This window comes from Bosea sp. ANAM02, assembly GCF_011764485.1.
In the GTDB taxonomy this organism is placed as follows: Bacteria; Pseudomonadota; Alphaproteobacteria; order Rhizobiales; family Beijerinckiaceae; genus Allobosea.
The window spans coordinates 369,251-390,000 of the sequence record NZ_AP022848.1 but is presented as its reverse complement, the minus strand read 5'-3'; the positions used below and the strand labels follow the sequence as shown (position 1 = coordinate 390,000).

The 20,750-nt window shown below is 67.0% G+C and carries 26 protein-coding genes (1 of these 26 cut by a window edge); 17 read left to right on the top strand and 9 right to left on the bottom strand.

Annotated features, from left to right (window positions below; genetic code table 11):
- Positions 1 to 1,069: the 3' portion of a M23 family metallopeptidase gene (locus tag OCUBac02_RS01930; RefSeq protein ID WP_173043245.1), read on the top strand. The gene continues 956 nt to the left of window position 1, outside the view; the window shows 1,069 of its 2,025 coding nt (coding positions 957-2,025); the start codon falls outside the window, past its left edge; the stop codon is at positions 1,067 to 1,069.
- Between the two features lie 110 nt (positions 1,070 to 1,179).
- The gene (locus tag OCUBac02_RS01925; protein ID WP_173043244.1) at positions 1,180 to 2,097 is read left to right on the top strand and encodes an AEC family transporter; all 918 of its coding nucleotides are present in this window, start codon (positions 1,180 to 1,182) and stop codon (positions 2,095 to 2,097) included.
- A gap of 4 nt (positions 2,098 to 2,101) precedes the next feature.
- Here the strand turns inward: OCUBac02_RS01925 and gluQRS are convergent, their stop codons facing one another.
- Complete coding sequence (gluQRS, locus tag OCUBac02_RS01920) at positions 2,102 to 2,983, bottom strand: tRNA glutamyl-Q(34) synthetase GluQRS (protein ID WP_173043243.1); 882 nt, start codon at positions 2,981 to 2,983, stop codon at positions 2,102 to 2,104.
- Between the two features lie 85 nt (positions 2,984 to 3,068).
- Between gluQRS and OCUBac02_RS01915 the strand changes: the two genes are divergently transcribed.
- Complete coding sequence (locus OCUBac02_RS01915) at positions 3,069 to 3,713, top strand: DNA-3-methyladenine glycosylase family protein (protein ID WP_173043242.1); 645 nt, start codon at positions 3,069 to 3,071, stop codon at positions 3,711 to 3,713.
- Positions 3,714 to 3,827: 114 nt separating this feature from the next.
- On the opposite strand, the gene OCUBac02_RS01910 is transcribed toward OCUBac02_RS01915, so the two are convergent.
- The gene (locus OCUBac02_RS01910) at positions 3,828 to 4,607 is read right to left on the bottom strand and encodes an HpcH/HpaI aldolase family protein (protein WP_173043241.1); all 780 of its coding nucleotides are present in this window, start codon (positions 4,605 to 4,607) and stop codon (positions 3,828 to 3,830) included.
- Positions 4,608 to 4,815: 208 nt separating this feature from the next.
- A complete protein-coding gene (locus tag OCUBac02_RS01905; protein WP_047580921.1) occupies positions 4,816 to 5,139 on the bottom strand; it encodes a DUF1476 domain-containing protein in 324 nt (107 codons plus the stop codon).
- 321 nt (positions 5,140 to 5,460) lie between these two features.
- Between OCUBac02_RS01905 and purC the strand changes: the two genes are divergently transcribed.
- The 4 genes from purC to purQ all read left to right on the top strand — a co-directional run bounded on the left by purC (position 5,461) and on the right by purQ (position 7,910).
- Positions 5,461 to 6,255: a phosphoribosylaminoimidazolesuccinocarboxamide synthase gene (gene purC / locus OCUBac02_RS01900; protein WP_047580920.1), complete on the top strand. Its 795-nt coding sequence runs from the start codon at positions 5,461 to 5,463 to the stop codon at positions 6,253 to 6,255.
- Between the two features lie 41 nt (positions 6,256 to 6,296).
- Positions 6,297 to 6,884: a hypothetical protein gene (locus tag OCUBac02_RS01895; protein ID WP_173043240.1), complete on the top strand. Its 588-nt coding sequence runs from the start codon at positions 6,297 to 6,299 to the stop codon at positions 6,882 to 6,884.
- Between the two features lie 84 nt (positions 6,885 to 6,968).
- On the top strand, positions 6,969 to 7,211 hold the full coding sequence (purS, locus tag OCUBac02_RS01890) for a phosphoribosylformylglycinamidine synthase subunit PurS (RefSeq protein WP_047580918.1): 243 nt from the start codon (positions 6,969 to 6,971) through the stop codon (positions 7,209 to 7,211).
- Between the two features lie 3 nt (positions 7,212 to 7,214).
- The gene (purQ, locus tag OCUBac02_RS01885; RefSeq protein ID WP_173043239.1) at positions 7,215 to 7,910 is read left to right on the top strand and encodes a phosphoribosylformylglycinamidine synthase subunit PurQ; all 696 of its coding nucleotides are present in this window, start codon (positions 7,215 to 7,217) and stop codon (positions 7,908 to 7,910) included.
- 173 nt (positions 7,911 to 8,083) lie between these two features.
- Here purQ and OCUBac02_RS01880 read toward each other — a convergent pair whose 3' ends face one another.
- The 4 genes from OCUBac02_RS01880 to OCUBac02_RS01865 form a co-directional block, all read right to left on the bottom strand.
- Entirely contained in the window at positions 8,084 to 8,677 is a 594-nt protein-coding gene (locus OCUBac02_RS01880) for a DsbE family thiol:disulfide interchange protein (RefSeq protein ID WP_173043238.1), read from the bottom strand.
- A complete protein-coding gene (gene ccmD / locus OCUBac02_RS01875) occupies positions 8,674 to 8,859 on the bottom strand; it encodes a heme exporter protein CcmD (RefSeq protein WP_173043237.1) in 186 nt (61 codons plus the stop codon). Before ccmD ends, OCUBac02_RS01880 begins: the two co-directional genes overlap by 4 nt.
- Positions 8,856 to 9,617 (bottom strand): heme ABC transporter permease, encoded by a 762-nt coding sequence (locus tag OCUBac02_RS01870; RefSeq protein WP_047580676.1) that lies wholly within the window; start codon positions 9,615 to 9,617, stop codon positions 8,856 to 8,858. The genes ccmD and OCUBac02_RS01870 overlap by 4 nt, the downstream gene beginning before the upstream one ends.
- 109 nt (positions 9,618 to 9,726) lie before the next feature.
- Positions 9,727 to 10,053 carry a hypothetical protein gene (locus tag OCUBac02_RS01865; protein ID WP_348521642.1) on the bottom strand — a complete coding sequence of 109 codons (327 nt, stop codon included), beginning with the start codon at positions 10,051 to 10,053 and terminating at the stop codon, positions 9,727 to 9,729.
- Positions 10,054 to 10,172: 119 nt separating this feature from the next.
- Here OCUBac02_RS01865 and OCUBac02_RS01860 point away from each other — a divergent pair, with 119 nt between their 5' ends.
- Positions 10,173 to 10,400, top strand: a complete 228-nt coding sequence (locus OCUBac02_RS01860; protein ID WP_047580678.1) for a hypothetical protein — start codon at positions 10,173 to 10,175, stop codon at positions 10,398 to 10,400.
- A gap of 5 nt (positions 10,401 to 10,405) precedes the next feature.
- Here OCUBac02_RS01860 and ccmB read toward each other — a convergent pair whose 3' ends face one another.
- Together ccmB and ccmA are read right to left on the bottom strand one after the other, a co-directional pair.
- Positions 10,406 to 11,074, bottom strand: a complete 669-nt coding sequence (ccmB, locus tag OCUBac02_RS01855) for a heme exporter protein CcmB (protein WP_173043236.1) — start codon at positions 11,072 to 11,074, stop codon at positions 10,406 to 10,408.
- Between the two features lie 175 nt (positions 11,075 to 11,249).
- The gene (ccmA, locus tag OCUBac02_RS01850; RefSeq protein ID WP_173049252.1) at positions 11,250 to 11,849 is read right to left on the bottom strand and encodes a heme ABC exporter ATP-binding protein CcmA; all 600 of its coding nucleotides are present in this window, start codon (positions 11,847 to 11,849) and stop codon (positions 11,250 to 11,252) included.
- Positions 11,850 to 12,106: 257 nt separating this feature from the next.
- On the opposite strand from ccmA, the gene acnA reads away from it, so the two are divergent.
- From acnA to OCUBac02_RS01805, 9 genes are all read left to right on the top strand, one after another.
- Positions 12,107 to 14,806 (top strand): aconitate hydratase AcnA, encoded by a 2,700-nt coding sequence (gene acnA / locus OCUBac02_RS01845; protein WP_173043235.1) that lies wholly within the window; start codon positions 12,107 to 12,109, stop codon positions 14,804 to 14,806.
- A gap of 204 nt (positions 14,807 to 15,010) precedes the next feature.
- On the top strand, positions 15,011 to 15,292 hold the full coding sequence (locus tag OCUBac02_RS01840; RefSeq protein ID WP_047580420.1) for an acyl carrier protein: 282 nt from the start codon (positions 15,011 to 15,013) through the stop codon (positions 15,290 to 15,292).
- Between the two features lie 128 nt (positions 15,293 to 15,420).
- A complete protein-coding gene (locus tag OCUBac02_RS01835; RefSeq protein ID WP_047580419.1) occupies positions 15,421 to 15,885 on the top strand; it encodes a 3-hydroxyacyl-ACP dehydratase FabZ family protein in 465 nt (154 codons plus the stop codon).
- Positions 15,882 to 17,015, top strand: a complete 1,134-nt coding sequence (locus OCUBac02_RS01830) for a beta-ketoacyl-ACP synthase (protein ID WP_173043234.1) — start codon at positions 15,882 to 15,884, stop codon at positions 17,013 to 17,015. Before OCUBac02_RS01835 ends, OCUBac02_RS01830 begins: the two co-directional genes overlap by 4 nt.
- 10 nt (positions 17,016 to 17,025) lie before the next feature.
- Positions 17,026 to 18,306, top strand: a complete 1,281-nt coding sequence (locus tag OCUBac02_RS01825) for a beta-ketoacyl-ACP synthase (protein ID WP_173043233.1) — start codon at positions 17,026 to 17,028, stop codon at positions 18,304 to 18,306.
- A complete protein-coding gene (locus OCUBac02_RS01820; RefSeq protein WP_173043232.1) occupies positions 18,303 to 19,049 on the top strand; it encodes an SDR family oxidoreductase in 747 nt (248 codons plus the stop codon). Before OCUBac02_RS01825 ends, OCUBac02_RS01820 begins: the two co-directional genes overlap by 4 nt.
- Positions 19,050 to 19,104: 55 nt before the next feature.
- Positions 19,105 to 19,356, top strand: coding sequence for a CopG family ribbon-helix-helix protein (locus OCUBac02_RS01815; RefSeq protein ID WP_047572887.1), 252 nt, complete (start codon positions 19,105 to 19,107; stop codon positions 19,354 to 19,356).
- Positions 19,353 to 19,637, top strand: coding sequence for a type II toxin-antitoxin system RelE/ParE family toxin (locus OCUBac02_RS01810; RefSeq protein ID WP_173043231.1), 285 nt, complete (start codon positions 19,353 to 19,355; stop codon positions 19,635 to 19,637). The genes OCUBac02_RS01815 and OCUBac02_RS01810 overlap by 4 nt, the downstream gene beginning before the upstream one ends.
- A gap of 15 nt (positions 19,638 to 19,652) precedes the next feature.
- Complete coding sequence (locus OCUBac02_RS01805; RefSeq protein ID WP_173043230.1) at positions 19,653 to 20,675, top strand: zinc-binding dehydrogenase; 1,023 nt, start codon at positions 19,653 to 19,655, stop codon at positions 20,673 to 20,675.
- The last annotated feature ends 75 nt before the right edge of the window (positions 20,676 to 20,750 follow it).

The following is a 20,750-nucleotide window of genomic DNA, read 5'->3' as shown; positions in this document are numbered from 1 at the left end:
CCGCACGATGATCGCGGCCTTCGGCGGCAAGGTCCGCACCGCGGCCCTGCCCGACGGCCAGGTTCTGCAGGTGCTCTACGCTCCCGGCCCCCGCCCGGGCGATCCCCGCCAGATCATGCGCGTCTCGCTGCTCAGCAACGGCCAGCCCGACGGCACGATCGCGATGAACGACAAGGGCGCCTTCGTGGCCGTCGACCTGCCGCGGCAGGATGCGACCGGTCCGCAGAAGCCGCAGCGGCGCAATGCCGATGATGACGACGAGGACGCCGGCTCTGGCGGTGCCCGGCTCTATGAAAGCCTGTACGAAACCGGTGCGCGGCACGATCTGCCGCGCCCACTGGTCGACGAACTCGTCCGCATCTTCTCCTACGATCTTGATTTCCAGCAGCGCGTCCATGGCGGCGACAATCTGGAAGTGGTCTTCACCGAGGAGGACGAAGGCGAGCGCCCGGAAATCCTGTCCGCAAGCCTGACCGTCAACGGCGAGACGCGCCGCGTCTTCCGCTACCAGTCGCCCGACGACGGACTGATCGAGTATTTCGACGACGAGGGCAAATCCCTGAAGAAGTTCCTGCTGCGCAAGCCGATCGCCGATGGCGAGCTGCGCTCGGGCTTCGGCATGCGTTATCACCCGATCATGCGTTATTCGAAGATGCATACGGGCGTCGACTGGGCCAACCGGATCGGTACGCCGATCCTGGCCGCCGGCAACGGCACCGTGCTCAAGGCCGGCTGGTCCTCCGGCTACGGCAAGCATACCGAGATCCAGCATGCCAACGGCTATGTCACCACCTATTCGCACCAGTCGAATTTCGCCGCCGGCATCGTTCCCGGCGCCAAGGTGCGGCAGGGGCAGGTGATCGGCTATCTCGGCAATACCGGCCTGTCGACCGGCCCGCACCTGCATTACGAGGTGCTGGTCAACGGGAATTTCGTCAACCCGATGAAGATCCGCGTGCCCCGTGGCCGGGAGCTCCAGGGCCCGACGCTGGCCGAATTCAAGCGCCAGCGCGACGAGATCCGCGGCTTGATCGAGAAGGCGGGCGGGACGCTCGCACAGTTGCGCTGAGCGCATGACGGCAAGTCGCTGGAGCCTTTGCTCCGCCTCGGGCGCTTGACAGCGCGGCCGCAAGCGGACACCGCGGAAGCAGGTATTTCTCTCGCGCAGGTTCCGAAGCCATGGTTGCTTCCCTCCTCGTCGTCCTGCCCGTCTTCGGGCTGATTGGCCTCGGCTATCTTGCCCGCTGGAGCAAACTGCTGCGCGAGACGACCGGCGAGGGGCTCTCCGATTTCGTCTTCGTCCTCGCCGTTCCCTGCCTGCTGTTCCGCACGCTCGCGAAGGCCGACATTCCCGTCACCCAGCCCTGGGGCTACTGGATCGCCTATTTCGCCGGACTCGCCGTGGTCTGGGCGCTGGCGATGGTCATCGCCGCCAGGTTCTTCGCCCGGAAGGGGCCGGAGCTGGTCGTCTCCGGCTTTTCCGCCGCGCAGTCGAATACCGTGTTCGTCGGCGTGCCCATGATTCTGAAGGCCTATGGCGATGCCGGCGCGGTGCCGCTCGGGCTGCTGCTCGCCATCCATCTGCCGGTCACGATGACGGTGGCGACGCTGCTGGCGGAAGGGCGCTCGGCCTCGATACCCCACCTGATCAAGCGCCTGTTCACGCATCCGATCATCATCGGCATCATCCTCGGATCGGCGGCAAGGCCGGTGATTCATGTCATTCCCACGCCGGTCTGGACGCTGGTCGATCTGCTCGCCGGCGCGGCGGTGCCCTGCGCGCTGATTAGCCTCGGCATCGCGATGCGCCGCTACGGCCTCGAATCCGGCCTCGCCCTGCCGGCGGTCCTCAGCGGATTGAAGCTCGGCCTGCATCCCCTGCTGGTCTATTGGCTGGCGACGCGGGTCTTCGAGATGCCGGCACACTGGTCGGGCGTCGCCGTGCTGTTCGCCGCCTGCCCCTGCGGGATCAACGCCTATCTCTTCGCCGAGCGCTACCGGCAGGGCGTGGCCGACGCATCCAGCGCGATCACGCTCTCGACCCTGCTCTCACTCTTCACGACCGCCGCCTGGCTGACCTTCCTCGGCGTCGGCTGAGCCCTCACGCGAAGCCGAGCCGCCGGCGGATCTCCGCCGCGGTGACGCCGTCGGCGCGCAAGGCGGCCAGGCTTTGCGACTCCCGGCTCTTGGCGAGCTTCTGTCCGTCATCGCCGAGGAGCAGGCGGTGGAAATGATAGAAGGGCGTCGGCAGGCCGAGCAGGTGCTGCAGCAGCACGTGAACATCCGTCGCTGCTTCCAGGTCACGGCCGCGCACGACATGGGTGACCCCCTGCAAAGCGTCGTCGACGGTGACCGCGAGATGATAGCTCGTCGGCACGTCCTTGCGGGCCAGCACGACATCGCCCCAGCGTTCGGGTGCGATCGATACGGGTTGCCCGACATCCCCGTCATCGAAAACCGTATAGCTCAGCGGCTGCCTGATCGCGGCGAGCGCGGCCGCCATGTCGAGCCGCAGCACATGCGGCTCCCCCGCCGCGATGCGCCGTGCCGCCTCGATGGAGCCGAGGCCCTTGCAGAGGCCGGGATAGAGCGGGGCGCCGTCCGGATCGACCGGCCAGGGCTGGCCGGTTGCAGCTTCACGCGCAACAACCGCGTTTCTGATCTCCTGCCGTGAACAGAAGCAGGGATAGATCAGCCCGCGCTGGCGCAGACTTGCCAGCATTTCGGCGTAATCGCCGAAATGCGCCGACTGCCTGCGGAAACCGGGTTCGAACGGGATGCCGAGCCAGTCCAGATCAGCCTCGATCCCCGCGGTGAATTCCGGCCGGCAGCGCGTCAGGTCGATATCTTCGATCCGCAGCAGCAGGCGCCCGCCGAAACGACCCACCAGCGCCTCGTTGGTCAGGGCCGACAGCGCATGGCCGAGATGGAGCCGCCCGTTCGGGCTCGGCGCGAAGCGGAAAACGGGTGGAGCGGGCGGCATCGCTCCTGTCTAGGCATTGCGCGCATCCGCGCCAAGCGGCTCCTTGCTGACGAAAGTCGTCGCCTCTGCCATCGATAGCGGGATCATGATCGAGAGAATCACATCCAACGCCGATCTCGAAGAGGGCATGGCGGCGCTGGTCGCCCTGCATCCGGACTGGCAGCCGATCGTCGCGCGCACCGGCCTGCCGCCGCTCAGGCTGCGCGAGGGCGGCTTTCCCGGCCTCGCCGCGATCATCGTCTCCCAGCAATTGTCGGTCGCAAGCGCGCGCGCCGTCTGGAACCGCTTCGCCGGAGTCTTCGTGCCGCTGACGCCGGAGCGTGTCCTGGCTGCGAGCGATGACGACATGCGCCTCTCCGGCCTGTCGCGGCCGAAGCAGCGCACCTTGCTGGCGCTCGCAAGCGCCCTTGTCGAACGGCGCTTCGCCTTCGAGACGCTCGACCATGCCTCGCCCGAGGAGGTTCATGCGCAGATGACGGCGATTTCGGGCATCGGCCCCTGGACGGCCGATGTCTATCTGCTGTTCTGCCTGGGTCACCGCGACGGCTTCGCCGCCGGCGACCTCGCCATCCAGGAAGCGGCGCGCCACGCCTTCGGACTGGCGGCGCGCCCGAAGCCGGCCGAACTCCAGGCGATGGCGGAGGCGTGGCGGCCCTGGCGCGGCGTCGCGGCGCGATTGCTCTGGGCGGATTATGCTCTGCGGAAGCGCCGCGAGGGCATCAACGCCTGAGCGCATCACGCCTTCAGTAAGCGGGGCGGATCATCCCGGACGCAGCGCAGCGGAGATCCGGGATGACGGCGCGTTTCCTCGCCAGAACAGGAAGCGAGGCGACATGAACCGGGATCAGCCCCGCGTGATCTTCAGCGCCGTCTGCGCAGCCGCCTTCAGCATCCCGGAATCGCTCATCACCGTGACCATGCGGGCGCCCATTTCGAGGCCCTGCTTGGCGCGCTCCGCCGTCGCGCAATAGAAGGCGACCGGCTTGTTCACCGCCGCAGCGCGGGCGACGACATGCTTCAGCGCTTCGTCGACCTCGCGCGCGGTGGCGTCGACCTTCGCCCCGCCGGAAAGAGCTATCGACAGGTCGGACGGCCCGACGAAGAGCGCATCAATCCCATCCAGCGCCAGGATGTCGTCGACGATCGCCATCGCCTCGCGCGTCTCGATCATCGCGAAGGTCATCGAGAAGCTGTTGGCGGTCTTGAGATAGCTGTTCTGATCCAGGCCGGAGGCGCCGAGCCCGCCATAGCTGCCCCAGCTCCGCTCGCCCATTGGCGGGTACTTGGCATGGGCCGCGAAGCGGCGGGCATCCTCCATCGTGTTGATCATCGGCGCGATGACGCCGGAGACGCCGCTGTCGAACAGCTTCGAGACGTTCTGGAACTCGCCGACCGGAATGCGCGCGATCACCGGCTTGCCGGCGGCATTGATCAGCGGGATCGCGCGGATGACCTCGCCCAGCGTGATCGGCCCGTGCTGCATGTCGAGCGTGATCGCGTCGAAATCCTCCTGCGCCAGGGTCGCCGAGACGGAGGGGTCGGGCAGGCCGCACCAGGCCGAGACAACGCTGTCACCCCGAGCGAAACGATCGGCAAGGGAAGCAAGGACGGTGGGCTTGGCCATGATGCGTTCATCCGTGTCTGGCCGCATTTCGGGCGTTGCGGCGGTCGCTGCAGGTTGAACAGTGTCAGGCTGGAAAAGCAAACGGGCGCCCATGCGCCCGTTTCAAAGACGTCCTGCGTCAGCCGGGATACTGGAGCATCGGCCCGAGAAGTGGCATCCGGTTTTCGGACAAAGCCGATGCTAAAGCAAAAAAGCCGGCGATGAGCGCTCAGCGGCCGGCCTGGATGTCGTCGGCTGCCTTGATCAGCAGCTCGGTCATCACGGTGCGGATCTCGGTATCGGCGACGGTGACGCCGGCAAGCGCGAAGTCGTTCTTCACCTTGCGCACCACGTCCTCGTCACCGGCTTCCTCGAAATCGGCCACGACGACCGACTTGGCATAGGCTTCCGCGTCAGTGCCGCTCTTGCCGAGCTTCTCGGCAGCCCAGAGCCCGAGCAGCTTGTTGCGCCGGGCCGTCGCCTTGAAGCGCAACTCCTCGTCATGGGCGAACTTGTTCTCGTAGGCGTCCTTGCGCTGGTCGAAGGTCGTCATGCGGCGTCCATGTCCTTGTCTGAGGCGATATGCGGCCCAATCATATAGGCTGCCGGCGAGGCAAGGACCAGCCTCCATCGCGCCCGCTTCAGCGCTCTTTAAGCCTGCGGCGGCCGCGAAACGGCGATTTGTTGCGTTTGGGGCCGAGACGCTCCATATAGCAGGCGCGAGGGCGCCCCCGGCGCTTCCGCATGCAACCGGCTCCGTTACCGCCGCCTGGATTCGTCGCGCACGAGCCCGGCCGGCCGGTGGCGCCGGACAAGAACAGAACAGGGGCCAGATCCCGCCGCGACCCCATCGCGTCCAGAGAAGGGCCGACCTTTGGATTTCCTCAAGCCACGGTACATACCCATGAATCGCCGCCGTCGCATTTACGAAGGCAAGGCGAAGGTCCTCTATGAAGGACCCGAGCCCGGTACGCTGATCCAGCACTTCAAGGATGACGCCACCGCCTTCAATGCCAAGAAGCATGAAGTGATCGACGGCAAGGGCGTGCTCAACAACCGCATCTCCGAGCACATCTTCTCGAATCTCAACGATATCGGCGTGCCCACGCATTTCATCCGCCGGCTGAACATGCGCGAGCAGCTCATCCGCGAGGTCGAGATCATCCCGCTCGAGATCGTCGTGCGCAACATCGCCGCCGGCTCGCTGGCGACCCGGCTGGGCCTCGAGGAAGGCACCCAGCTCCCACGCTCGATCATCGAATTCTACTACAAGAACGATGCGCTGAACGATCCGATGGTCTCGGAAGAGCACATCACCGCTTTCGGCTGGGCGACGCCGCAGGAGATCGACGACATCATGGCGCTGGCCATCCGCGTCAACGACTTCCTCTCCGGCCTCTTCCTCGGCGCCGGCATCCGCCTCGTCGACTTCAAGATGGAGACGGGCCGCCTCTGGGAGGGCGAGATGATGCGCATCGTCGTCGCCGACGAGATCAGCCCGGATTCCTGCCGTCTCTGGGACATCAAGTCCAAGGACAAGATGGACAAGGATCGCTTCCGCCGCGACATGGGCGGCCTGATCGAAGCCTATTCGGAAGTCGCCCGCCGCCTCGGCATTCTCGGCGAGAACGAGAATCCCGGCCCGACCGGCCCGCGCCTCGTGCAGTGAGCGCCATCGCGCAGCCATTATCGCGCATGTCACGGGAGCGCATGCGCTCCCGTTTTCACGTCGCGGCCCTGCTTCTTGCCGGCAGTCTTCTGCTCGGTGCCTGCTCGCATCATTTCGGACCGGGTATCGCCGATCTGCCGGCCTCACAAGGCTGGCAGCCCTTGCCGATCGGCTCCTGGGTGCTGAATGACGGGCTCGAAGCCCGCTCGATGGTGTTCTGTCCGCGCGACACCTGCACGCGGCAGGGCTTTGCCGCCGTCATCGCCCTTCAAGGCGAACAGGCCCGCGGCATGGAAAAGGCCCTGTCGGAAAGCCCGGCCAGCCTCGGGCAGGCCTTCGCCCGGCTGGCGGCAGCGAAAGCGGCGGAACGCCGCAAGGCCCAGCGCAAGCTGAAGAAGAAGCCCGATGCGAAACCGGAAGCCCGCAGCGCGACCGATATCGCCCGCATCGATTCGAGCGAGGCCAAGGGCGTGCTCGTCACGATCCGCTCGCTCGACACGGTCGGCCGTCAGGCCGTCACCGCGATCCTCTATGGCCGCGAGGCCGACCGTCTCGTCCTGGCGCTCGCCGTGAGCGAGACCGCCGAGGCCGCCCGCCGCGACGCCGAGGCCGCCTGGCGCGGCCGCTGATTCACGTGAAACGGCGGGAAACGGTTGAGCCCACGGTGATTCACGGCTAAGGCAGCCCGTAACAATCCGCGTCCGGAGAACCCCATGAAAGCCCGCGTCACCGTCACCCTGAAGAACGGCGTGCTCGATCCGCAGGGCAAGGCGATCGAAGGCGCGCTGAAGTCGCTCGGCATCGCCGGCGTCGATTCCGTCCGCCAGGGCAAGGTCTTCGACATCGAGCTCTCGGGTTCGGACAAGGCCGCCGCCGAGGCCGCCCTCAAGGCCGCCTGCGACAAACTCCTCGCCAACACCGTGATCGAGAACTACCGCGTCGAGATCGGAGCCTGAGCGATGAAAGCCGCCGTCATCACCTTTCCCGGCTCCAACCGTGACGGCGACGTCGCCAAGGCGCTGAAGCAGGCCGGCGCCGAGGTCACCCATGTCTGGCATGCCGATAGCGAGCTGCCGGCCGGGACCGATCTCGTCGTGCTGCCGGGCGGCTTCTCCTATGGCGACTATCTGCGCACCGGCGCCATCGCCGGCCGCGCCCATATCATGGACGCCACCCGCGCCCATGCCGCCCGCGGCGGCTACGTGCTGGGCATCTGCAACGGCTTCCAGATCGCCTGCGAGGCGGGGCTCCTGCCCGGCATCCTCGTGCGCAACGCCCATCTGAAATTCGTCTGCAAGCGCCAGCACCTCAGGGTCGAGCGCAACGACACGCCCTATACCAGCGCCTATGCCAGGGGCCAGGCGATCGATGTCTGCATCGCCCATGGCGAGGGCAACTACATCGCCGATGCCGAAACGCTGGCCCGCCTCGAAGGCGAAGGCCTCGTCGCTTTCCGCTATGCGGATGCCGAGGGCAACGTCACCCCGGCGGCGAACCCGAACGGCTCGCTCAACAACATCGCCGGCATCTATTCGCCCGGTTTCAACGTGCTCGGCCTGATGCCGCACCCGGAGAACCTGATCGATTCGCTGGTCGGCGGCACTGACGGGCGCGGCCTGTTCCAGAGCCTGGTCGGTTCCAAGCGCGCGGCCTGAGGCGCACCTTCCCTGCTCCCCCTGCGGGAGAAGGTGGCTCGGCGAAGCCGAGGCGGATGAGGGGTCGCACAAGCCTCTCCGATCGGTGCACAACCAACCACAAAAAGATTCAGCGCAGCGCGACCCCTCACTCCAGCCCTCTCCCGCAAGGGGAGAGGGGGAGGTCGCGCCCTTCAACGCGCCTTCAGCGCCCGCCGCAGCAGCTTGCTCGCCGCATTCTGGTCGAGCGGGCCGACATGCTTTTCGAGGATATGTCCGTCCGGTCCGATGACGAAGGTCTCGGGCACGCCATAGACGCCCCATTCGATCGCCCCGCGCCCGGCGCGATCCACGCCGACGGCCGAAAACGGATTGCCGAGCGCGCCGAGGAAGCGGCGGGCATTCTCGGCCTCGTCCTTGTAGTTCATCCCGACCAGCGCGACCTTGCCCTGCTTCACCGCATCGGTCTCGGCGAGCCCCATCAGCACGGGATGCTCCACCCGGCAGGGCGCGCACCAGCTCGCCCAGACATTGACCAGCGTCGCCTTACCCACGGCGAGATCGGCGTTGCCGAAGGCGAGCACCGGCTTGCCGTCCCGCTGCAATCCCTCCAGCGGCGCGAGCGTGATCGCTGGCGCGACACGCCCGATCAGGGCGGAGGGCACCTTGCTCTTGTCGCCGGAAAACAGCCCGATGCCGAAGACGACTGCGAGCAGGCCGAAAATGATCAACGGCGCGAGGAAAACCAGCGGCGAGCGCCGCCGCGGCGCGGCTTCGATCTGGCTCATGCCGCCTCCCGGCCCGAGCGGCGGCCGGCGCCGCGGCGCTCCAGGGCATCGAGCGCGCGCTTCTGGGCGGCGTGATCGCGCAGGATCGCCAGCGTCAGCCCGGCGAGGACGAGCGTCGCTGCACCGTAGGAGGCCAGGATGAAGCCGGCATGCGGCCCGATTCCGTCGAGAAAGCCACTCATGCCGGCGCGCCCTGCGCCGCCAGCCGGTCGAGCCGCTCCGCCTCGAGGATCGTCAGGGTCCGCACGCGCCGGCGCATGATCTCGGCGCGCATCGCGACCATGTGGAGCGACAGCGCCATCAGCGTGAAGCCGATGGCCAGGATCAGGAGTGGCCAGAGCATCGAGGGATGGATCGTCGGCCCGCCCATGCGCAGCACGGAGGCCGGCTGGTGCAGCGTGTTCCACCAGTCGACCGAGAACTTGATGATCGGCACGTTGACGAAGCCGACCAGCGTCAGGATGGCGACGGCGCGCGCCGCGCGCGAAGGATCGTCGAGCACCCGCCAGAGTGCGATCAGGCCGAGATAGATCAGCAGCAGCACGAGCATCGAGGTCAGGCGCGCGTCCCAGACCCAATAGGTGCCCCACATCGGCTTGCCCCAGAGCGCGCCGGTGACCAGGCAGATCAGCGCGAAGCAAGCACCGATCGGCGCTGCCGCCTTCTGCGCGACATCGGCGAGCGGATGGCGCCAGACCAGCGTGCCCAGCGCCGAGAGCGCCATCATCGAATAGAACATCATGGCGAGCCAGGCGGCCGGCACATGGATGAACATGATGCGGATGGTCTCGCCCTGCTGGTAATCGGCCGGCGCCTCGAACCAGGCGAGATAGAGCCCGGCCACGATCAGGAGCGTCGCGGTCGCGGCGAGCCACGGCAGCAGCACGGCCGAGAATCGCATGAAGCGCGTCGGATTGGCGAGGTCGATCAGGCTGGCCATGATGCCGGCGATGTCAGTTGCGGGGGCTTGAGCGCCATGGCGAGAGCTTTAGCAATCTCGACGGGTTCCAAGCAATGGATGCCGACAGGCTGCGACAATCACGCTTCGGCTAGTTCCCGTCCTCGGCGGTGGACGCATCGGCCCCACCCTTGTCGACGATGCCGAACTGCTTGGATCGGACCCCTTCTCCGGCGAGGTCGAAACCCTCGGCCGCCAGCCCCCGCCGCAGCAATTCGCGCACGGCCGCTGCCCTGCTCGGCATGCGCTTGGCGAAACGCCAATCCTCCAGGGCGCGCAACTCCTCCTGGCTGAGCATGATCTGGAGGCGTTCGCCGCGTTCGTCGGACGACATCTTTGGTGCAGCCGCATCAAAATGAGTAAGCGACGATAACAGTGCCGGGCGCTGCGATGCAAGCAGTGCCCCAGATGCCGCCATCGGAGTCTCTTCCTGCAACTTGTTACTTTGCTAAAGTACTGAAAATATTACTCTTTTATGCGATCTGCCATTGCATCGGCCATCGGCCTGCGCTAACCTGGCAAGCAGGAGGATCGACCATGTTGATCAAGCTGTCGGAAGACATGCAGCGGGCCGTCGAGATGAAGGTGCGCAGCAGGATCGACGAAGTGCCCGTTCTCGACGTGAATGCCACCGCCGAGGAAATCCGCCTCGTCTTTGCCGAGCGCAACGTCGCGCATGAGGATATCGCGGCATCCGTCGCCAAATACGCGGCGCAGTGCGGCCACCCCGTCGAATTCGTCGCGCTGGCGCCGCAGCGCGACTGAGGCGTCTATTCTGCCGACCTGAGGGCAGCGGCGGCAGCCACGGTGCCGACCACGATCGCACCCAGCGAGATCGCGCAGAGGATCAGGAACGGCGTCAGGAAAGGCACGGTGCCGCCGACGGCGGCATTGGCGGCGGAAACACCGAAGATCAGCACCGGCACCGTGAGCGGCGCGACCAGCACCGGCACGATCAGACCGCCCCGCCTGAGGCTCGCGGCCAACGCCGCCCCACCCGCCCCGATGAAGCTCAGCGCCGGCGTGCCGACCAGGAGCGTCGCGACCAGCGGCAGCACGCCTCCACCCGGCAAGGCGACCAGCAACCCGAGCAGCGGCGAGACCAGCGCCAGCGGCAGCCCCGTCGTCAGCCAATGCGCCAGCCCCTTGGCCAGCACGGCGAATTCCAGCGGCAAGGCCGAGGCGCGGATCAGGTCGAGCGAGCCGTCCTCCTCGTCGCTCTGGAAGAGCCGGTCGAGCCCGATCAGCACGGAGAGCAGCGCGCCGAGCCAGAGGATCGCCGGCCCGATCCGTGAGAGCAGGTTGAGATCGGGCCCGAGCGCGAAGGGCACGAGCACGACGAGCGTCAGGAAGAAGACGAGCGCGAGTTCGCCGCCCCCGCCGGCACGGCCCGCGACGGCAAGGTCGCGCTTCAGGATGGCGAGGAAGGCGCGATTCACGGCACCTCTCCGTCATTCCGGGGCGCCCCGCAGGGGCGAGCCCGGAATCCAGAACCGACACCGCCGACTGGAGCACCGCAGCGGCACAGCTTTCCGGGATGCATCCTGCGGCTCTGGATTCCGGGCTCATCGCGACGCGATGTCCCGGAATGATGGCGGAGGACCGGGCGCATCATCACGGCCCGATCCTGACTTCGCGCGCGCCCTCGATCCCGAGCGGACCATGGGTCGCGGCGAGGATCGCGCCGCCCTCGGCGAGATGATCCCGCATCAACCCGGCCACCATCGCCTGAGAACCCATATCGAGCGCCGAAAGCGGCTCGTCGAGCAGCCAATAGGGCCGGCGCGACACGAGAAGCCGCGCCAGCGCCACGCGCCTACGCTGCCCAGCCGAGAGATAACCGGCGGGCAATTCCGCGGCATGACCGAGTCCGACGACGGCGAGCGCCTCCTCCGGCGTCGCGGCGGCATCGCCCAGCACATCCCTTGCGAAGGCGAGGTTTTCGCGGGCCGTCAGCGCCGTCTTCAGCCCGTCGCGATGCCCGACCAGATGCGACATCTCGGCAAGATCGGTCTCGTCCTCGACGCCCTCCAGCCGGATGCTGCCGCCATCCGGCCGCAGTTGCCCGCTGAGCATCGCGATCAGGCTCGACTTGCCGGCACCGTTGCGGCCGGTCAGCGCGATCGCCTCGCCAGGACGAAGCACAAAGCTCAGCCCCTCGAAAATCAGGCGGCCGCCACGGCGGCAGACAAGATTTTCGGCGTGAAGGCTGATCGGCGGGAGGAGAGCGGGTTTCAAGCCAGTGCTGCCGCAGATGCGTTCGAGCTCATTTCGTCCATACCCGGGGCAAACCCTAGCGCGCTTCTTGGAATTGCTCTATAGAACCGGCGGCTACGCCGCACGCCGATCCGGCGCGGGGCTCGGGCACTCCCGAGGCGGCGCGCGCGTCATGCGCATTAGGCCTTCGAACGGCGGTGTCCGCAAGGGCGCTCCGGTCGCGACCGCAACCCCTTGATCAGGATCAAGCCCGAATGGCCTCGCTCGACTCGTTCAAAGCCCGCAAGACGCTCACCGCCGGCGGCAAGACCTACACCTATTACTCCCTCCCCGATGCCGAGAAGAACGGCCTGCCCGGCATCTCCAAGCTGCCCTTCTCGATGAAGGTGCTGCTCGAGAACCTGTTGCAGTTCGAGGATGGCCGCTCCGTCACCAAGGCCGATATCGAGGCCTTCGTCGCCTGGCTCGACGACAAGGGCACGGCCGGCAAGGAGATCGGCTTCCGCCCGGCCCGCGTGCTGATGCAGGACTTCACCGGCGTTCCGGCCGTGGTCGACCTCGCCGCGATGCGCGACGGCGTGAAGGCGCTCGGCGGCGACCCGCAGAAGATCAACCCGCTCGTGCCCGTCGACCTCGTCATCGACCACTCGGTCATCGTCGACGAGTTCGGTACGCCCAAGGCGCTCTCGCAGAATGTCGAGCTCGAATACGAGCGCAATGCCGAGCGCTACAAGTTCCTCAAGTGGGGCCAGGGCGCCTTCGACAATTTCCGCGTCGTCCCGCCCGGCACCGGCATCTGCCACCAGGTCAACCTCGAGTACCTCGCCCAGACCGTCTGGACCCGCAAGGAGACCATCGACGGCGTCGAGGTCGAGGTCGCCTATCCCGACACGGTCGTCGGCACCGACTCGCACACCACCATGGTCAACGGCCTCGCCGTCCTCGGCTGGGGCGTCGGCGGCATCGAAGCCGAGGCCGCGATGCTCGGCCAGCCGCAGTCGATGCTGCTGCCGGAGGTGATCGGCTTCAAGCTGACCGGCTCGCTCAAGGAAGGCATCACCGCGACCGACCTCGTGCTGACCGTCACCCAGATGCTGCGCAAGAAGGGCGTCGTCGGCAAGTTCGTGGAATTCTTCGGCCCCGGCCTCTACAACCTGACGCTGGCCGACCGCGCGACCATCGCCAACATGGGCCCGGAATACGGCGCGACCTGTGGCTTCTTCCCGGTCGATGCCGAGACGCTGGACTATCTCACCACCACCGGCCGCAAGGCGGACCGCATCGCGCTGGTCGAGGCCTACAGCAAGGCTCAGGGCCTGTTCGCGACCCGCGAGACGCCCGATCCGGTCTTCACCGACACGCTCGAGCTCGATCTCTCCTCGGTCCAGCCCTCGATGGCCGGCCCGAAGCGTCCGGAAGGCCGCGTCGATCTCTCGGCCGTCAAGGCCGGCTTCGCCGCCGCCATGGACACCGATTACAAGAAGGGCGCCGAGATTGCGCGCCGCGTCCAGGTCGAGGGTGAAGACTTCGACCTCGGGCACGGCGACGTCGTTATCGCCGCCATCACCTCCTGCACCAACACCTCAAACCCCTCGGTGCTGATGGCGGCGGGCCTGCTCGCCCGCAACGCGGTCGCCAAGGGCCTCAAGGTCAAGCCCTGGGTGAAGACCTCGCTGGCCCCCGGCTCGCAGGTCGTCGCCGAGTACCTCGCCAAGTCCGGCCTCCAGACCGATCTCGACAAGCTCGGCTTCAACCTTGTCGGCTTCGGCTGCACCACCTGCATCGGCAATTCCGGCCCGCTGCCGGCGCCGATCTCGAAGACGATCAACGAGAAGGGCCTGATCGCGGGCGCCGTCATCTCCGGCAACCGCAACTTCGAAGGCCGCGTCTCGCCGGACGTGCAGGCGAACTACCTCGCTTCGCCGCCGCTGGTCATCGCCTATGCGCTCGCGGGCTCGGTCCAGATGGACCTGACGACGCAGCCGCTCGGCCAGGGCTCGGACGGCAGGGACGTCTATCTCAGGGACATCTGGCCCTCCAACAAGGAGATCCAGAGCTTCATCCGTGAGAACGTCACCCGCGCGATGTTCGAGGAGAAATACGCCGACGTCTTCAGGGGCGACGCGCATTGGCAGGCGGTCGACGCCCCCAGGAGCGAGACCTATGCCTGGGACGACGATTCGACCTATGTGCAGAACCCGCCCTATTTCCAGGGCATGGGCAAGAAGCCGGCCGCGATCGGCGACATCAAGGGTGCCCGCATCCTCGGCCTGTTCGGCGACAAGATCACCACCGATCACATCTCCCCGGCCGGTTCGATCAAGGCAGCCTCTCCGGCCGGCTCGTACCTGACCGAGCATGGCGTCGCGGTGGCCGACTTCAACCAGTACGGCACGCGCCGCGGCAACCATGAGGTGATGATGCGGGGCACCTTCGCCAATATCCGCATCCGCAACCACATGCTCGGCCCGAACGGCCGCGAGGGCGGCTACACCATCCACTACCCGACGAAGGAAGAGCTGCCGATCTACGACGCGGCGATGAAGTACCAGGCGGAGAAGGTGCCGCTGGTGATCTTCGCCGGCGTCGAATATGGCAACGGCTCCTCGCGCGACTGGGCGGCCAAGGGCACGAACCTCCTCGGCGTCAAGGCGGTCATCGCCCAGAGCTTCGAGCGCATCCACCGCTCGAACCTGGTCGGCATGGGCGTCGTTCCCTTCACCCTGCAGGAGGGCACGAGCTGGGCCTCGCTCGACCTGAAGGGCGACGAGATGGTCACCATCCACGGCCTCGCCAACGTCAAGCCGCGCCAGATGATGGAAGCCGAGATCACCTATGCCGACGGCTCGGTGAAGAAGGTACCGATCCTCTGCCGCATCGATACGCTGGACGAAATCGACTACTTCAAGAACGCCGGCATCCTGCATTACGTGCTGCGCGGCCTCGCCGCCTGAGCCAGAGAGCAGCGACAAGACAGCTTATGGCCGGCGCAAGCCGGCCATGACGCATGGGGGACGCCTCCCGGTTGTCCTCGCGCCCGCCGCAGTGTAAGGGGGCGGTTCAGTCATCCTCGGTGGCGACTTGGGGCAGGCGCAGGGCGATATCCCGCGCTCGGATGTCGTCCGCCATCACCGATACCAGACGGGAGCACCCGCAGCATGTCCGCCACGTTCGAGACGGTCGCCGGCATCATTTCCGAGACCTGCGATATTCCGCGGGAGAAGATCACCCCGCAGAGCCACGCGATCGAAGATCTCGGCATCGATTCCCTGGCCTTCCTCGACATCGCCTTCGCGATCGACAAGGCCTTCGGCATCAAGCTGCCGCTCGAGCAGTGGACGCAGGAAGTCAACGAGGGCAAGGCCCCGGCCGAGCAGTACTTCGTGCTGGAGAACCTCTGCAAGCGCATCGACGACCTCGTCGCCGCCAAGAAGGCGTAACAGCCTTCCGCCGCCGCCGGGCTTGAGCCGGCGCGCGGCTCCCGATAGAGCATAGGGGCCGTTGCGCGGATCGACCGATCCGTGTCGCGGCCTTGCGCCGTTCTGGCGCTCATCACATCAAGGATCGCATGCGCCTCGAATATTTCGACATGATCGACAGGGTCGTGACCTTCGATCCGTCGCAGAAGCGCATCGTGACGCGCTCCACCGTCCCCGCCGAGAGCCCGGTCTTCGAGGGCCACTTCCCCGGCCACCCGCTGGTGCCCGGCGTGCTCCTGACCGAGACGATGGCGCAAGCCTCGGGCTATCTCCTGCTCGGCCTCAACGGCCTCTCGCAGATGCCGTTCCTGATGACGGTCGACAAGGCGCGCTTCCGCACCTTCGTCGAGCCCCGCACCGAGCTGGAAGCGAGCGCCGAGCTGGTGATCGAGGGCTCCGGCTACGCCGCGACCAAGGTGAAGCTGACCAGCGAGGGCAAGCCGATCTGCGATGCCGAACTGCGCTTCCGCCTGATGCCTTTCCCCGCCGATATGCGCGCGCTGATGCTAAGCCGCATCGAAGCGATCGGCCTGACGCCGGAGCCTGCCCCATGAACCGCCGCGACGTGGTCATCTCCGGCATCGGCATCGCCTCCAGCCTCGGCGAAGGCGTCGAAGCCCATGCCGCCGCGCTCGCCGCCGGCGGCCCACCGGTCGTCGATACCGAGAGCTTCAAGCCCTATCCGCTCCACCCGCTGGCGCCCTTGGAGCTCGACCGGCAGATCCCGAAGAAATCCGACCAGCGCCAGATGGAGCCCTGGCAGCGCCTCGGCGTCTACGCCGCCGGCCTCGCGCTCGATTCCGCCGGGCTGAAGGACGATGCCGAGGCCAAGAGCGCCCTGCAGGTCATCGTCGCGGCCGGCGGCGGCGAGCGCGACCATGCCGTCGATGCCGCCATCCTCGAAGGCCTGCGCGGCGCCAATGAGCCCGGCGCCTTCCTCAACGAGCGCCTGATGGGCGATCTCAGGCCGACGCTCTTCCTCGCCCAGCTTTCCAACCTGCTCGCCGGCAATATCGCCATCGTCCACGGCGTCACCGGTCCGTCCCGCACCTTCATGGGCGAGGAGCAGGCCGGCGTCGACGCGATCCGCACCGCTCATGCCCGCATCGCCTCGGGCCAGTCCGACCTGATGCTGGTCGGCGGCGCCTATAATGCCGAGCGCCGCGACATGCTGCTGCTCTTCGAGCTCGGTGGCTATCTGCATCGCGACGATTTCCAGCCGGTCTTCGCGCGCGGGAATGCGCCCGGCCTGATCACCGGCAGCGCCGGTGCCTTCCTCGTGCTGGAATCGGCCGAGCGTGCCGCCGCCCGCGGCGCCAAGGCCTATGCGAAGCTGAGCCACACTGGGGCCGCCCGCAGCCGCCGCGAGGCCGGCACCGTCCAGGCGGCCCTGACGACGCTGCTCGGCGGCTTCGGTCCGATCGGCAGCGACGCGCTCGCCATCTCCGCCGCGACCGGCTGCGCCGGCATTACCGGCGAGGAAGCAGCCGCCATCGCCGCGGCAGCGCCTTCCGCCAAACGCATCGCGACCGGCGATCTCGTCGGCCACGGCGTCGAGGCTGCCTTCCCGGTTTCGGTGGCGCTGGCGGCAATCGCCCTGTCAGCCGGGCAGGCCGGGGAAGCGATCGTCACCGGCGCCGGTCACTGGCGTGGCGAGGGCGCCGCGCATCTCGTTCAATCGTGAGGTTGAAGCCATGAGCACGCATCGCGACGCCAAGGGCCGTCCGCTCGTCGCCGTCACCGGCCTGGGCGTCGTCACCTCGCTCGGCCAGGGCAAGGAGACCAACTGGCAGGCCCTGACCGCTGGGAAATCCGGCATCCACCGCATCGACCGCTTCCCGACCGAGGGCCTGAAGACCAGCATCGGCGGCACCGTCGATTTCCTGTTCGACGGCCCATTCACCGCGCCTCAGCTCTCCGAGAAACTCGCGACGCTCGCGGCCGAGGAGGCTGTCGGCCAAAGCGGCATCGGCTCGGCCGGCGATTTCCCCGGCGAGCTCTTCATGGCCGTCCCGCCCGTCGAAATGGAATGGCCGCAGAAGCAGGAGATGGCCCAGGCCACCTCCGGCGAAGCGGATTACGACGGCCTGCTGCGCACCGCCGCCACCGGGAAATTCCGGGCGATGCACGAGCTCTTCGTCTTCGGCGGCGTCGCCGACCATATCGCCGACCGGTTCGGCACCAAAGGCTCGCCGATCTCGCTCTCGACCGCCTGCTCCTCCGGCGCGACCGCGATCCAGATGGGCGTCGAGGCGATCAGAAGGGGCGATACCCAGGCCGCTCTCTGCATCGGCACCGACGGCTCGATCCACGCGGAGGCGCTGATTCGCTTCTCGCTGCTCTCGGCCCTCTCGACCCAGAACGATCCGCCGGAAGGCGCGGCCAAGCCGTTCTCCAAGAACCGCGACGGCTTCGTCATGGGCGAGGGCGCGGGCGCGCTGGTGCTGGAGGATTACGACCACGCGCTGGCGCGCGGCGCGACCATTCTCGGCATCGTCGCCGGCTGCGGCGAGCGCGGCGACGGCTTTCACCGGACACGCTCCAGCCCGGACGGCAAGCCCGCGATCCTCGCCATGCAGGACGCGCTGGCCGATGCCGGCCTGACGCCCGACGATGTCGACTACATCAACGCCCACGGCACCTCGACGCCCGAGAACGACAAGATGGAGGCGATGAGCTGCGCCGCCGTCTTCGGCGAGCGCATGGCCAAGCTGCCGATTTCCTCGAACAAGTCGATGATCGGCCACACGCTGACGGCGGCCGGCGCGGTCGAGGCGGTGATCTCCTTCATGACCATCGCCAACGGCACGATCCCGCCCACGATCAACTATGTGAACCCCGACCCGGCCATCGCGCTCGACGTCGTGCCGAACACGGCCCGCAAGGCGAAGGTCCGGACGGTAATCTCCAACTCCTTCGGCTTCGGCGGCCAGAACACCTGCCTCGTGCTGACGGCGCCCCCGGAGGCTGCATGACCAAGATTCTCGTTACCGGCGGCGCGAAGGGCGTCGGCGCCGCGATCGTGCGCGCGCTCGCAGCCGCCGGCCACGATGTCGACTTCACCTTCCGCTCCTCCGCCGACCAGGCGAAGGCGCTGGCGCAGGAGATCGCCGCGAGCCATCCCGGCCGCGCGGTCATCGCTCTGCCGCTCGACCTCTCCGACAAGGATGCCCTTGAAGCATTCTGCGAGGCGCGCGAGGGCGAGAGCTATTTCGGTCTCGTCCACAATGCCGGGCAGCCCTACGATTCGCTCGCCGCGATGATGGCGCAGGACAAGGCGGAAGCGGCGATGCAGGTCAATTTCTGGGCCTTCACCCGCCTGGCCAAGAGCCTGATGCGTAACATGATCCGTGCCCGTGGCGGCCGCATCGTCGCGATCGGCTCGGTCGCGGCGCTTCGTGGCAATCCCGGCAACGCCGCCTATGCGGCGTCCAAGGGCGCGCTGATCTCCTATGCCAAGACGCTGGCCGTCGAGACCGGCAAGCGCGGCGTCACCGTCAACGTGATCGCGCCCGGATTCGTCGATACCGACATGATGGCGCCCTACGCCGCCTATCGCGACAAGATGCAAGCGCAGATCCCGGCCGGCCGCTTCGCCAGGCCGGAGGAGGTCGCGGGCCTCGCCGCCTTCCTGATGAGCGAGCCCGCCGCCTATATCAGCGGAACCGTGCTGCCGATCGACGGTGGCCTGACCGCCCAGCTCGGCGTGCATCGCTGAGTTCGACCGGACTGCCATTCGTGCTATGGTTCATCTCGAACCGGAGTGAACCGACATGACGGCAGCCTTCACCATCCGCCTCGACGACGAGATGCTGGCCAAGCTAGACGCGCTGGCCGCCGACACCGACCGCTCGCGCAACTGGATCGCGGCAAAGGCGATCCAGGACTATGTCGAGCTGAACGCTTGGCAAATCGCCAAAATTAAGGAAGGCATTGCCCAGGCCGATCGTGGTGAGTTTGCGACCGAAGAGGAGCTGGATGCCATCGAGGCGGAGCTGCAAGCGCGGATTGACGCCGCTCGATGAAGCTGATCTGGACGCCTCGCGCGAAAGACGATTTACGCGAGATTGGCCATCATGTCGCTGATTTCAATCCGGCTGCGGCGCTTGCCCTGGCCCGAAAGCTCCGGCTTTCCGCCAAGGCGCTAGGCGATTACCCCGCCATAGGCAGGCCAGGCCGTGTCGAGGAAACGCGCGAACTCGTGGTCTCCGGCACGAACTATATCATGCCTTACCGCGTCCGCGATGGCCGTGTCGAAATTCTCGCTGTTTTCCATACCTCCCGGCAATGGCCGGATACGCTCTGAAAGACCGATCCCCTCATGCGTTCCCTCCAGCTTCATGGCGACCGTGACCTCCGTCTCGAGGAGATCGAGCCGCCGCCGCCGCCCGCTCCCGGCGAGGTGCAGATCCGCATCAAGGCGGTCGGTCTGAACTATCTCGACCTCTGGGGCTTCCGCGGCATGGCCTTCGCCAAGCGCAAGATGCCGCAGGCGGCGGGCGTCGAAGCGGCCGGCGAGATCGTCTGCGTCGGCGAGGGCGTGACCGGCTTCGCACCGGGCGATACCGTCACCGCCTATGGCGCCGATACCTGCGGCCAGTGCAAGGCCTGCCGCGAGGGTCGCGACAATCTCTGCGAGAACGTCGCCGGCATCATGGGCTTCCATATCGACGGCTTCGCCCGCGAATTGCTGAACCGCCCGGCGCGCCTCACCATCAAAGCGCCGAAAGGCGTCTCCTTCGAGGACGCCGCCTGCGCGCCGATCGGCTTCGGCACGGTCCAGCACATGCTCTTCGACAATGCTCGGCTTGAGCCGGGTGAATCCGTGCTGGTCCATGCCGGCGGCTCCGGCATCGGCACGGCCGCGATCCTGATGGCCAAGGCGATCGGCTGCACGGTCTACACGACCGTCGGCGACGACGAGAAGGGCGCCAAGGCCAAGGCGCTCGGTGCCGACCACGTCATCAACTATCGCGAGGATCGTTTCGAGGGTGTCGTCCGCAAGCTGACCGGCCGCAAGGGCGTCGATGTCGTGTTCGAGCATGTCGGTGCCGACACCTGGAACGGCTCGCTGCTCTGCCTGAAGCGCGGCGGCCGGCTCGTAACCTGCGGCGCCACCTCCGGCCCCTCGGCGACGATCAACCTGATGCAGCTCTTCCAGCAGCAATACCGCATCACCGGCTCCTTCGGCTGCCGGATCGAGAACATCGCCCAGTCGCTCGAGAAGATGGCCGGGGGCATGAAGCCGGTGATCGATTCGGTCTTCCCGCTGGCTGAATTCGAAAAGGGCCTCGCCCGGATTGAAGGCCGCAAGGTCTTCGGCAAGGTCGTTATCGCCTTCTGATCGGGACCTGTTTCCCGTCAAAGACTTGACGCGGGCGCGTTCCTGCCTCAGATCGCGCCTTTGAGGCCCGGTCTT